The 13,074-nt window shown below is 64.0% G+C and carries 11 protein-coding genes; 3 read left to right on the top strand and 8 right to left on the bottom strand.

Going from position 1 to position 13,074, the window contains the following annotated elements; translation table 11 throughout:
• Positions 1 to 23: 23 nt before the first annotated feature.
• The gene (locus VGN72_22470; GenBank protein ID HEV7302119.1) at positions 24 to 1,487 is read right to left on the bottom strand and encodes a PLP-dependent aminotransferase family protein; all 1,464 of its coding nucleotides are present in this window, start codon (positions 1,485 to 1,487) and stop codon (positions 24 to 26) included.
• A gap of 184 nt (positions 1,488 to 1,671) precedes the next feature.
• On the opposite strand from VGN72_22470, the gene VGN72_22465 reads away from it, so the two are divergent.
• Positions 1,672 to 1,944: a DUF2917 domain-containing protein gene (locus tag VGN72_22465; protein ID HEV7302118.1), complete on the top strand. Its 273-nt coding sequence runs from the start codon at positions 1,672 to 1,674 to the stop codon at positions 1,942 to 1,944.
• Positions 1,945 to 2,118: 174 nt separating this feature from the next.
• Positions 2,119 to 4,188, top strand: coding sequence for an elongation factor G (fusA, locus tag VGN72_22460; GenBank protein HEV7302117.1), 2,070 nt, complete (start codon positions 2,119 to 2,121; stop codon positions 4,186 to 4,188).
• Between the two features lie 114 nt (positions 4,189 to 4,302).
• Here fusA and VGN72_22455 read toward each other — a convergent pair whose 3' ends face one another.
• The 7 genes from VGN72_22455 to VGN72_22425 all read right to left on the bottom strand — a co-directional run bounded on the left by VGN72_22455 (position 4,303) and on the right by VGN72_22425 (position 11,033).
• Positions 4,303 to 4,866, bottom strand: a complete 564-nt coding sequence (locus VGN72_22455) for a hypothetical protein (protein HEV7302116.1) — start codon at positions 4,864 to 4,866, stop codon at positions 4,303 to 4,305.
• A 295-nt stretch (positions 4,867 to 5,161) separates the two neighbouring features.
• Entirely contained in the window at positions 5,162 to 5,590 is a 429-nt protein-coding gene (locus VGN72_22450; protein HEV7302115.1) for a YcfL family protein, read from the bottom strand.
• Positions 5,591 to 5,635: 45 nt separating this feature from the next.
• Positions 5,636 to 7,090: a hypothetical protein gene (locus VGN72_22445; protein ID HEV7302114.1), complete on the bottom strand. Its 1,455-nt coding sequence runs from the start codon at positions 7,088 to 7,090 to the stop codon at positions 5,636 to 5,638.
• Between the two features lie 569 nt (positions 7,091 to 7,659).
• Complete coding sequence (locus tag VGN72_22440; GenBank protein ID HEV7302113.1) at positions 7,660 to 8,628, bottom strand: hypothetical protein; 969 nt, start codon at positions 8,626 to 8,628, stop codon at positions 7,660 to 7,662.
• Positions 8,629 to 8,742: 114 nt separating this feature from the next.
• Positions 8,743 to 10,086, bottom strand: coding sequence for a PEGA domain-containing protein (locus VGN72_22435; GenBank protein ID HEV7302112.1), 1,344 nt, complete (start codon positions 10,084 to 10,086; stop codon positions 8,743 to 8,745).
• 398 nt (positions 10,087 to 10,484) lie between these two features.
• On the bottom strand, positions 10,485 to 10,670 hold the full coding sequence (locus VGN72_22430; protein ID HEV7302111.1) for a hypothetical protein: 186 nt from the start codon (positions 10,668 to 10,670) through the stop codon (positions 10,485 to 10,487).
• Between the two features lie 162 nt (positions 10,671 to 10,832).
• Positions 10,833 to 11,033 (bottom strand): hypothetical protein, encoded by a 201-nt coding sequence (locus VGN72_22425; GenBank protein ID HEV7302110.1) that lies wholly within the window; start codon positions 11,031 to 11,033, stop codon positions 10,833 to 10,835.
• Between the two features lie 195 nt (positions 11,034 to 11,228).
• Here VGN72_22425 and VGN72_22420 point away from each other — a divergent pair, with 195 nt between their 5' ends.
• Positions 11,229 to 12,776, top strand: a complete 1,548-nt coding sequence (locus VGN72_22420; protein ID HEV7302109.1) for a glycosyltransferase family 39 protein — start codon at positions 11,229 to 11,231, stop codon at positions 12,774 to 12,776.
• Positions 12,777 to 13,074: the final 298 nt, after the last annotated feature.

Here is a 13,074-nt window from a genome sequence, read left to right as displayed (position 1 = left end):
CTGGCATCTTACCCGCGCCGCGACTAACTGGAACGCCGCGCATCGGCCGATGCCTCGGTCAGCAGTTCGTGAGCGATCTCGCCCACCTTCGCAACGGCCCAGTCGACGCGATCGGACCAGTCTAACCCCGCGTTCAGGCGAATGAAGTTCCGGTACTTCTGCTTTGGCGAAAAGATGATGCCCGGCGCGATGCTGATGCCCTTGGTCATGGCGCGGTCGTGCAGTTCCATCGAATCGATCTGGGCCGGCATCTGCACCCAGATGACGAACCCGCCTGCGGGCCGGGTGATCTTGGTGCCCTTGGGGAAGTGTTCGCTGACCAGCTGCGACAGCCGCGCGACCTGCTTCTGATACTGCCGGCGCACGGTGCGCAGGTGGTGCTCGTAGCCACCGGTGGCCATGAACTCGGCGATCGTCAGCTGCGCGAGCGTGGGCGTGGCAAGGCTGGTGAAGAGCTTGAGGCGCACCACCTCGTCGTAGTACCGTCCTGGCGCGCACCACCCTACGCGGAACCCGGCCGCCAGCGTCTTGCTGAAGCTGGAGCAGTAGAGCACGAGGCCCTTCTCGTCGAACGCCTTGCAGGCCTTGGGCCGCTTGTTGTCGAACGGCAGGTCGCCGTAGATGTCGTCCTCGATGAGCGGCACGTCGCGCTCGGCCAGCATCTTCACGAGCTTGCGCTTGTGCGACTCGCTGGTGCAGAAGCCCAGCGGGTTGTGAAAGTTCGGCACGAACAGGCAGGACTGCACGGCGCCCTGGTCGAGCGCGAACTGCAGCGCGTCGAGACTGACGCCCTCGCGCGGGCAGGTGGGCAGTTCGAGCGCCTTCAGGCCGGTCATCTCGATGGTCTGAAGGACGCCGTAGTACGTCGGCGATTCGATCGCGACGGTGCCGCCGGGCCTGGCGATGGCGCGCAGGCAGATCGAGAGCGCCTCCTGGCTGCCGCAGGTGGTCAGGATGTCGTCGGGCGACAGCGCGCAGCCGAACTCGACGGCCCGGCGGGCCAGCTGCATGCGCAGGGCCGGGCAGCCGGGGGGCATGTCATACCCACTGGCGGCCCGCGGCATTCGCCGGGCGATGCTGGCGGCCATGCGGTTGATCTTGCGCGTGGGCAGCAAATCGCACCCACTGACGGCTGCGCCCAAGCCCACGGTTTCCGGCGCCTTGCTCTCCTGCAGGAACTTCAGCACCAGGTCGCTAATGCTCACCGGCCCCGCCTTGGCGCGCGGCTGCGACATGCCCGGTTCGGATGCCACGCCCGATGCGCGCGGCGCGACGTAGTACCCGCTCTGCGGCCGCGCTTTAATGCGGCCGGCATCTTCCAGCAGGCGATAGGCGGTGAGCACCGTAGCGATGCTGACGCCACGCTGCGTGCTCAGCTTGCGCACTGAGGGCAAGCGGTCACCGGCGCGCAGCGTGCCACCATCAATGAGCGTCGTGATGTATGCCGCCGTCTGTTCGTAGAGATTGTCTGCCGTTGCTGTGGGCATGATCGTCACCGTGAAGATGGACTTTGCGATCGTGCCATGAAGATCGCTGATACGGCCGTCGGAATCACCATCACAGTGGCACAGAATCCCGATAGGTACAGTTCATCCACCGCGCAACTGTTATGGTGCCAATTGTGCTGCCCTACATCTGTTCTGCAAGGCGGATCCGGGTCATAGTGTTCGTATGACCAAGGCGCCCCACCAACCGCGCTTCGACTGCCCCGCCGCCTGCGACGTGCCGCAGGAGGCCGTGCCTTGTTCGTTCGTCTGCCTGAGCACCGGATCGGCTTGGACCGTCACCCGCGGCGTGCGCCAGATCCGCTGCGTGCGCGGGACGGTGTGGATCACGCAGGCGAACGACGCGCGCGATCACGTGCTGATCGAAGGCCAAACCTTCGACGTGCGCCACGCGACTGTCGCGGTGCAGGCGCTCGTCGATTCAATGATCCGCATCTAGAACGCGTTTCCCAGGCATCGGGTCCCTCCACGTCCGACGACGACGACGTAACCTTTCGCTTGCCCTGGCTCGCACCACCGTTGTACGCTTACGTCGTTCCGACGGCCCCCATCGTTTCCACGTCTATCGCGGGGCCGCCATGTCGATGTTTTTCGTGCACACGGGAGACGGCGCATGCTCAGCTACACCACCGCAGATATCCGAAACCTCCTCATCGCCGGCGGGGCCGGCAGTGGCAAGACCACGCTCGTCGACGCCATGCTGCTGGCCAGCGGCATCGTGACGCGCAAGGGGTGCGTCACCGACGGCACCAGTTACAGCGACTTCGAGCGGGAAGAGAAGGAGCACAAGCACTCGATCTACGCCGCCGTGCTTCACGCCGACCATGCCGGCACGCGCATCAACCTGATCGACACCCCCGGCTCGCCCGACCTCATCGGCCAAGCCATCGCCTGTCTGCCCGCGGTGGAGACGGTCGCCGTCGTCATCAGCGCCGCCGCCGGCATCGACATCGTCACCCGCAGGCTTATGGAGGCCGCGCGCGAACGTAACCTGCCGCGCGCCATCATCATCAACAAGATCGACCTCGCGACCGATCCCGACCAGCTTCACGCCCTGCTGATCGACATCCGCACCACCTTCGGCAGCGAATGCCTGCCCATCAACCTGCCGGCGGCCAATCGTACGCAACTCGTCGAGTGCCTGCTGAACAAGGCCGGCGACAGCGACCTGGGACCGGTCGCGACCGCGCATTCGGCCATCATCGATCAGATCGTCGAGATGGACGAGGATCTCATGGAAAGCTACCTCGGCGGCGAGGAGCCCAACTACGACGCGCTGCACGCGCCGTTCGAGCGTGCCATGGACGAGGCGCACGTCGTGCCCGTGCTGTTTACCGATGCGAAGAACAACGTCGGCATCGCCGAGCTGCTCGACTCGATCGCGCGGCACTTCCCCAGCCCGGAAGAAGGCAACCTGCGCCCGTTCCTCAGCTATCGCGGCGGCGATCGTGCGGGGTCGCCGCAGGATGAGGTACCGTTCGACTACTGGAACGACCCAACCAAACCGCTGCTGGCGCACGTGTTCAAGGTCACCAACGACCCGTTCGTCGGCAAGCTGGCCATTTTCCGCGTACATCAGGGCCGTGCCACCGGCCAGTCGCACGTCTACATCGGCTACAACAAAAAGAGCATCAAGCTCGGCCACGTCTTCCACCTGCAGGGCAAGGAGCACCGCGAGGCCAACGAGATCATCGCCGGCGACATCGGTGGCGTGGCGAAGATCGAGGACATCCACCTCAACGATGTCCTGCACGACGACCACGCGCTCGACAGCGTCCACCTGCGCCCGCTGACCTTTCCCGCCCCCATGTTCGGCCTGGCCATCACGCCCAAGGCGCGCGGCGACGAGCAGAAGATCTCCACCGTGCTCTCACGCATGGCCGAGGAAGACCCCACCTTCAAGTGGCACACCGACCGTCAGACGCACGAGATCGTGATCAACGGCGTCGGCGAGATGCACCTGCGCTTCGTGCTCGAAAAGCTCACCGCCCGCGGGCTGCACGTCGACACGAAGCCACCGAAGATCGCCTACCGCGAAACGGTGTCGGCGCCGGCCGAGGGGCACTATCGGCACAAGAAGCAGAGCGGTGGCGCGGGGCAGTTCGCCGAGGTGTATTTGCGCGTCGAGCCGCTGCCGCGCGGCACGGGCTTTGAGTTTATCGACGAAACGTTCGGCGGCAGCATTCCCGGCCAGTTCATCCCCGCGATCGAGAAAGGCGTGCGCGAGGTGATCGACCAGGGCGTGATGGCCGGCTACCCGGTGCAGGACGTGCGCGTGGTGGTCACGGACGGCAAGCACCACCCCGTCGACAGCAAGGAGATCGCCTTCAAGACCGCCGGCCGGATGGCGTTCAAGGAGGCGTTCGCCAAGGCGCACCCGGTGCTGCTCGAACCGGTGGTGAACATGGAGGTGACCGTGCCGGAAACGACCGTCGGCGCCATCACCGGCGACCTGTCGTCCAAGCGCGGTCGGATCCACTCGACCGACGTCGCGACGGGCGCGATGGCGGTCGTATCGGCCCAAGCGCCGCTGGGCGAGGTGATGCAGTACGGCTCGCAGCTGAAAAGCGTCACCGGCGGCCGCGGTTCCTTCGCGATGGAATTAAGCCACTACGACGCCGTGCCATCCCAGGTGCAGCAGCAGGTGGTGTCGCAGTACAAGCCGCACGTGGAGGAGGAGTGATTCCTCCCGTAGGGGCAGGCCTCCGTGCCTGCCCTCAACCGCTTCTGGCGTCCGCGCAACAAAAAAAGGGCAGGCACGGAGGCCTGCCCCTACGTTTCAAGTTCGTCCTTACGACTACAGCCCCACCGAGTTCCGGCTTCCGGCCTTCGTGATCGGCACCTGGTCTTCCCAGACCATTTCGCCCGCCTGGTTGTAGAGGCCCATCTGGAAGTAGAAGGTCGACTGCTTGATGTTCCCCGCGCGGGCGCGGTTCTCGATCATCTTGCCTTCCAGGCGATAGTCGGGCGTGAGCACCTCGCCGGTGTTCATCTGCGATTCGGCGTCCTCCACGATCGTCACGACCTTGCCGGTCTTGTTCAGGCCGATGCGCACCTGGCGGATCAGCAGGTCCACGTCGACCATCTGGCTGGTGTTGTTGACGAACCTGCGGATCGCCAACCGCTTCTTGCGCCCGCCGGGCCCACCGGTGATCTCGCCTTGATCGACGATGGAGGCCACGAGCGTGTTGGCGGCCTCGGCCCAATCTTGGTCGTCGATCTGGTCGACCGTGGTGATCGAGTTGGGCCCGCCGGTCTCGATGCGCCGCGCCGACGTATCGGCACAGCCGACGTTGAGCGCGACGAGGAGCGCGCTGGCGACGCCGAGGGAGAGAAACTTGGTTGAGAGGATGTTGGTCATAAGTCTGCCTTCTTCTTCTACGTGTACTGAAAATATCATACGGGAACTCGCGTCTTCCTAAGAGGACGTGGAGGAACAAAGCCGCGTTTGCTCCGGCCGTGGCATGGGCGTCTCGCCCATGCTCGCTGTTCGGCCAAGCGATTCAATTTTGTAGCTACCGCTCGGCCGGCGCAGCAGCCAATGAATTTTACTCTCCGTTTCAATCCACACGCATGGGCGAGACGCCCATGCCACGGAAAGGCGGAGAGATCCTTCGGAGTACCTCAGGATGACGGGGATCAGCGGCTTCTCGCCACTAGTTCCGGCGCCGGCGTTCGATCTTCAGTCGGAAGTCCTTGGCACGCGAGTTGGGCGCGACGCTGGACAGCGACTTCGTCTCGCCCTTCAGGATCTCCAGCGCCTGCCACGTGCTGGACGGCGAGTTGACGATCATGCCGCTCTCGTCGAACCACTCGAACTTGTAGTCGAGATTGCCGGGGCGCAGGTTGTCGTTGCGCACCTCCACCTGCACCTTCATGATGTCGCCCGACACGGTCGACTGGCGCACGTCGAGCACCTTGGCGTAGTCGCGGGCGTAGCCGTCGGTGACGACGTTCTTGGCCTTGATGCGGTCGGCTTCATAGGTGGGCTGGGCGCGTTCGGTCGTGTTGACCGACTTGCAGCCAAAGCCGCCGATCAGCACGACGGCCGATAACAGGGATACGTTGAGTGTGTGTCGTAACATAGTCGGGTTCGCTCCTGAGGTCTTGGTACATCTTCGGTGAAACGGCTATCGCAGCATGAACGTGCGCACCGTTGGCCGCACGCCGGCCCGCACCGATTTCACGTACACCACGTTCACCTGCCCCTCGGGCAGCTGCACGGGAATGCTGCCCCCGCCGTCGGACAGGTGCAGCGTAAGCGCGCGGTCGCTGGGAGTAGGGACACGCGCCACCTGAAATTGTTTGGGCAATGTCTTCCACGTGCGCAGGTCGGCCTGGTTGAACGCGATCTGGTAGAACAGCATGCCCAGGCTGGCCACCGCCTGCACCGACGGGTCCTGATCCTTTAGCGCCTGCTGCGTGGCCGCGTCCAGCACGGCCTTGGTGACGGCGGCGATGACCATGCGGGTGATCGTGGTCGACAGGTTGTTCTTAAACTCCTGCTTCACCACGCGGTCGACGTCGCAGACGATTTCCGTGCGAAACGTGCCACCCCCGGCCGACACGCTCAGCGACGAAACGTGCCCGCCCCGCTCCAACAGAACCGGGAACGCGACCACGATGCTCGGCGCGCGGGCGGCGAACAGAAACAGCGGCAACGGGATTTGCACCTGATCGCGCAGGGGTGCCAGGCCCGTTTCAAATAAGACGTACGTCATCGGCGACCGCTGGCCACCCTCGCTCACGCGTTCGGCCTCGGCGACGTCCTGCGCCACGTAGGCGTTGCCGGGCAGCATGCCCGCGGCCCGCCGAAAGGCGACGCGGGCCCGGTCGCGGTCCGATGCGTCGCTTCCCTTGGCCAGGAAGAAGATGCCCTGCAGGTAGTCGGCCCATGGGCCCATGTAGTCGGCGTACGGTTGCAGCTCGTTCAGGCCGGAACTGGCGGAGATGCGCTGCTGAATGTTCAGGCCGCTGGCATCCTTGGCGTTCAACGTCCGGTCGGCGTCGTAGTCCTTGCTCTTGCGCTGCTGGTCGAGCTTCGCCTGCGCGCGGTTCAGTTCCGACTGATACTTGGCCGCGATGTCCCCTTGCACGAACGCCGCCCGCACGAGCGCCACGCGCGCCAGTTCCGCGTTGCCCATTTCCATCGCGTTCAGCGCACGATAGGCGTTCATGAAGACCAGGTCGGTCAGCGTGCCGCGATAGTTCGCGTTGCGCACGGTGGTGAACGCGATGGCGGTCTCTTCGCTCAGGCGAACGGTCGGCCATTGCTCGTAATCGCCGACCAGCATGTCGACCGCGTCGAACGCGGCGTTGCTTTGCTGCAGGTTGCCGGCGGCGCGTTGGATGGCGCCTTCCTCCAAATGCAGCAACACCTTGTCGTGCGCCACGCCATTCTTGGCGTGGGTCGTCACCACCTTGGCAGCCTGCTGGAAGTTGCCGTTCTCGTAGGGCACGAGGAACTCGTGCGAGTTCTGGTGCCAATTGGTCTGGCAGCCCGTCAGCCCCAGCAACGACATCACCACCACGCCAACGGCGCGGCGGACGATGCTCTTTCGTGTGCTGACGACCGACTGATTCAAGCGTGCGTGCTCCGTGGGCCCCCGACTACCGGTATCGTCTGGATTGATACGAGAAATTCAACGAGCGGGTTTGAAGAAGGACGACCATCAAGACTGCGCGGCGCGTATGTAATTTCCACAACCCCCAGCGAACCCGTCATCCTGAGGTACTCCGAAGGATCTCTTCGTCTTCGTCGCGGGACGGAAGAGATCTTTCGGAGTACCACGGAGGTGTAAAGAACGCGCTCGCGTCCGCGTTTCACGTGGCATGGGCGTCTCGCCCATGCCTGTGGACTGGAACGGGAAATTCCATTTGCTGGCGACTGCGCCGATCAGGCCGCGGGCCCTAATCAAGTCTTACGGCCTCATGACACGCATGGGCGAGACGCCCATGCCACGGTCGGAGCGGACGCGGCACTGTTCATTAACACCCTCTCAGGATGACGAGCATTGCGTAAGGTAAAATGCGCCGACTGCGCCCTCTCCGGACCTTTCTGAAAGATGGCGCAGTGCTGGTTCGCATACTGCGCACTGGCGTGGTCGCGCAAGCGACCACGCCAGTGCGCCAATTCCTCAATCACCCAGCATGGCTATTCCGTCGGTTCCTCGATCAGTTCTTCGTGCAGGCGCAGCACGTGACCCCGGTCGATGCCGTTGTTGGTCAGGATAGTGGCCTTGCTGAACTTGGGCATCACGCTGGTGACGCGCACCTGGCCGACCATGGTCTCTTCCTTGCCGAGGACGGCGCCAGTGTCGGGGTCGGTGACGGCATCGCCGACGAAGTAGACATTGTAGACCTGGCCGGGCGCGACGTTCGTGCCGTCGCCACGGTTGATCGTCACTTCCTTGTCGTTGAACGCCGCGACCTTGGCCGGGAAGGAGACGTCGACCAACCGGTCGGCGACCTTGATCGCGGCCTCGCGCGCCATGGCGATCAGCAGTTCGTCGCTGGCGTCACCGGTGCGCCCGGTGCCTTCCACCCGGCGGGTGTTCTTGCGCGGGCTCTTGACCGTGATGTTCGCATTCTCCACCTCGGCGCCGGTGGCGTCGATGATGCTGACGACCAGCGACATGCGCAGCGTGCGGGCGGTCAGTTCGAGCCCTTCCACCATGGCCTGCTCGGCGATGTCCTGGAAGTCGTCGATCTTCGGCACGATCTGGTACTTCGGCGGTTCCATGCTGCCGATGCCGCGGAAGTTGGCGTTGTCCGAATCGAACAGGCCGCTGTTGCGCTGGCGCGTGATCTCGTCGACCACCTGCTTGAAGTTGCTGCCGACGATCACCTTGTACTTGCCCGTGCCACCCAGCGCCGAACGCAGCTGCGTGTCCAGCGCCTCGGCGACCCGCTTCATCTGAATCGTGCGCCCCTCGGCCGCGTTGGCGGCGGCGAGCGATTCGGTAACGGTCGCGGGCGTGACGATGACCGAGTCCGGCCCCTTCGGCGCCGGCGCGGCGGGCGGCGTTTGTGCGTTGGTGGTGTCCTGCGCGCTCACGATTGTTGGCAGCGCCAGGACGGTGGCGCACAGGCTGACGATGATCGACTTGTTAAACGTGTTCATGAGTTGCCTCGTGTTCCCCTGCTGTGGGGAGACGCATTGTTCGTTGCAGTTGCCCCTGCGAGCTTCGCGATGCTCTCGGCGTGCCCACTGATATGGGCACGCCAAAGGTGCAGGTTAGTCAAAACGCTTCACGTCGGGCGTGACCGGGGCCGGAGGTTGCACCATCTGTCGCGCATCCTCCCGTTCCTGGGCCCCGCGCTGTTCGCGTTGCTCGCGCGTCTCGCGCTCTTCCCGTTCCTCGCGCACGTCCCGGCCGTCCCGACCATCGCGTCCGTCGCGGCCGATCGAGTTGTACTCGATCTTGGGCCAGAGGCTGTCGCCCTTGATGTCGGCCTTGATTTCGGATCGGCTGTCGACGCGGAACCCGCTCTGCTCGAACATCTTGGCGATCGCCTCGATCTGCTTGATCTCGGCGTCGGAGCGCTTGGCCTTGTCGCGCATCTCCTCGAGGAACGCGATGTTCTGGGCCCAGCGGGCGTGGCCTTCCTCGCTGAACTTCATCGCGGGCCGCCACGTGCTGCCATTTCGACCGACGTTGACGGTCGTCTCCTGATCCTCGCACAGTTCGCGGCTGAGGCGCACCTTGTGCAGGCCAGGCGCGACCTGCCACGTGCCCGGGGCGGAACCCAGCAGCACGCCGTCCATCTCGACGGTGACGCTCATCGCGTCGATGCGGTACTTGTTGGGCAGGATGACGTAGTTGCCCTGCTCGTCCTTCACGATCTCGGGGATCGCAAGGTCGGCCATGCTGGCCTCGACGCTGAAGTCGACCAGCTTGGCCGCGGCGGGCGCGGCGGCGATCTGGTTGTTGGCGGCCTTGGCGCCGAGCGAGTCGGTAAGCTTTACCGAGGCCTTGTTCAGCAGCGCATTGACCACGTCGCGCTCGGTGTGACCGGCGGCGTCGGCGATGTCCTTCTCGCTCACCTCGACCACGTCGCCCGTGAGCGACCCACCCACCACGCCGTCCAACAGCCGACTGCTGACGCGCATCGTCGACTCGGTGACGACCGTGTTGATCCCCTCGCGATTGAACCGGCGGACGTCGGTGCCGAACGTGGTGATCGACGCGACCAGCACGTAGTCGGCGTTCATGTTCTGCGCCAGGCGCAACGCCGAGGTGTTGTTCGACAGCACCGCGTCCATCATCGCGCCCGGCTCGGTCGCGCTGCCGGCGTTGGGGCCGGTGCGATACGTGTTGCTCAAGGCGTTGACCACGTCGTCGCGGCTGATGATCTGGAAGCCCTGGTCGGTCAGCCGCGACGCGATCAGGTCTTCCAGCGCGGTGACCTTGTCGTCGTCGATTTCCTTGGCGCGGTTCTTCACGAAGATCGCGACCGTGCGCGGCTTCGCGTCCCGCGTCGTCGCTTCATCGGCGGCGAACGTGGGAACCGGCGGCAGCACCAACGACGGTACGGCCGCGGTCAACAATCCGACAAGACACCATTTGCTGATCTTCATCTGTTTCTCCAAGCCAACCGCAGTACTCCCTCGCGCTACCTTCAAAGGTGTTGCGCGGGCGGCACTGCGAATCGGTCATTGTCATTCGGTTCGCGATGTCGAGTTACTAAAAAATCGCACCACGGATATGCAATTTTTCGATATCGTGCCTTTGGATCGGTAACATCCGTCGCCGAACTGCACACCGGATAAGACACGCGAGCCGACGCGACGTTTGGGTGCGGACGTTAGGACTGAATACGCCAAAATGTCGGGAATTAGAGAAAGAACGGGGTGAAACAGGCTTATTCTGACGGATTGGGCAAAACAGGCGTTGGAAGTGCCCCCGGGGCGTTTGGCCCGGTCGCTCAAGCGACCAGGCCGGTGGGTATCGCGCGGACAAGTGGAAGAACGTCGGCTTACGCCATGCCGTCCCAACGCTCGGGATCTTCAAGACGCGATTCGAGGGCGCCGCGGAGTTCCGGGGTGTCAAACTGCTCTCGCTTGTCCCGCTCGGCCTGCTGCTGGGCGGGGTTCAGACGCCCCAGCGCCGCAAGGATGGGCTGGGCGATGCTGGTTTGGCCGGGGGTGATCGTGTTCATCATGATGCGTGCTCCTGTGCGCGACGGTCTTCATCGACCATGGCCGGTTGCTATCGACCCGATCCTAACATATACCTAAATTTTCTTTACCCACGTCGTCCATAGCATCGTCGCATTCGTCGCTCCACCATTAGTTGTGGTGGCGTTTCGTACGCAGTCCGATAATCAATGCTTCAGCATGAGCGGAACCATGTAGATCGCGGCGCTGCCTAGCGTCAACAGGTGAACCTTCTGCCGGGTGAACAGGTACATCACGGCACAGACGGCAATTACCAGCAGTGCACCGAGGAGGAACGTACTCGCCCCCGCAAGATTTGGGAACGTTCGTTCCAGCATGTACACCCAGTCGTTGATCAGCCCCATCATGTGCGTCTCCTTGATAGGGCTGACTTTACCACGGCAATATTTCCGACCCACCGAAAACCAGCGATCCACCGTCCTTCTGCGCGATTTCCGCGACGGGCTATGACAAGCATGACGTCTGTATCACGCAAAGGTTAGCAAACCGGATGCTCGCACCACCGAGCGCCACCGCGTGACGTTTAATCGCCTGTCGGTATTGTGTGCCGCACGATGACGCGGGCGGCGCGGCTAACCACTGGCTGGGTGACGATCTGCGCGATCGTAGCGGTCGTGCTGCGCTGGACCGGCCTGGGCCGGGAAAGCCTCTGGTTCGACGAGGGCATGACCTGGTGGCTGGCGTCGCTGCCCCCTGCGGAAATGCTGCGCACGATCCGCGGTGACGTGGCGGCGCCGGTCTACTTTCTATTGCTGCGCGGGTGGGAAACGATTTTCGGTGACTCAGCGGCCGCGATGCGGGCAATGTCCGCGCTGGCGGCGACGCTGACGCTTGTGCCGTTCGGCTATATCACCTACCGCGTCCTGCAGTCGCGATTGGCGATCGGCGCCGCGTGGCTGCTGATGGCGATCTCGTTCATGCAGGTGCAGTACGCGCAGGAGGCCCGGTACTACGCGCTAATGGCATTGCTCGCGATGACGGCGTTGGCCTGCACAGTGCCGTTGGCCAGCCGGCGGTCGTGGGGCGCGATCGCCGGGTTCGTCGCGTGTGTGATCGTCGGGTTGTACACGCACAACATGATGATGTTCTGCCTGGTGGGGTTGAACCTCGCGTGGCTGTGTTGGCCGGGCGAGCGCTCGCTGCGTTCGCGACTGATCGATCTCACGATCGCGAATGGGATCGTGGTGGTGCTGTACTTGCCGTGGGTGCCGACGTTGCTCCAACAGATGAAGTGGATGACCGGCACGTTCTGGGCAACGCGGCCAAACCTGTTCGACCTGGGCGTCACCACCAGTGCGATCACCGGCGTCGACGTCTACGCCCCACCCGGCCTCGCATGGCGCTGGTTCGGCACCGGTGTGACGGCGGGCCAAGTCGGCACGGCGGTGGGCGTGATCGTGCTCGGCCTGCTATTGATCGCGCTGTCGACGCGCGACGCGGCCCACCGCCGGTGCGTGCTGGCGGTGGCGGCGTTCGCGATCGCGCCGGTGGTCCTCGTCTTCCTCTACAGTCAGGTGCGCCAGCCGATCTTCATGGAACGCGTCTTCATCGCCAGCAGCGCCGCGATGCCGATCCTGCTGGCGATGGCGATCGATCACGACCGCGTGCGATCGCTGCGGTGGACCGCGAGCGCGATGCTGTCCGCCCTACTGCTCTTAGGGGCTGTATCTACCGCGGCGTTGTCGTTGGAATCGCGCAAGGAAGATTGGCGCGGCGCGTACGCAACCGTGGCGCAGTTGCCACCCCCGCCGCGGCGGTTGATCGTCTTCACGGCCAATGAGGGGGAACTGCCCTTCGCCTATTACGCCGCCCACGATTCTTCGCGCCCACCGGAGCCGCGCACCGGCACGCCCGCGGGGTTCTTCGACCTCGATCCACCCAAGACCATTCGGCGCGTCACCTCCGACGCGGACCTTGCCACGCTGCGAGCCAAAATGGATTCGGGCAATTGGGATGAGATCGTGCTGATTTTGTCACACGAGGCGTTTTCCGATCCGGACGATCGGACCGAGCGTGAATTGCGCGCCCGCTGGAGATTGATCGAAGAAACGCCGTTGCGGTTGGTCCGCGTGCTACGGTTTGCCAGGTGACGGTCCGGCCCCTCTCCCGGTACTCCGGGAGAGGCTGGGTGAGGGTGATCTGTTCTCTCCATTGTCGTCAGCAGTTCGAAATCACCCTCACCTAACCTCTCCCGGAGTACCGGGAGAGGGACCAGAGCGCGACACCACCAAACGAACTGGCCTGGTTGCTTAGAGCCTGTTTCACAACCGGTGCGTGCCTACCATTGTGGAACGACACGGAGGTCATGATGAAGGAGCTGTTGCCCGACGTGGTGTGGGAGGACGTGCGGACGCTGTTGCCGTCCCACGCGGCGCACCCCAAGGGGGG

The sequence above is a fragment of the Tepidisphaeraceae bacterium genome (assembly GCA_035998445.1).
Taxonomy (GTDB): Bacteria; Planctomycetota; Phycisphaerae; order Tepidisphaerales; family Tepidisphaeraceae; genus DASYHQ01.
The sequence above is the reverse complement of the archived record's forward strand: the minus strand, read 5'-3'. Positions and strand labels throughout refer to the sequence as shown.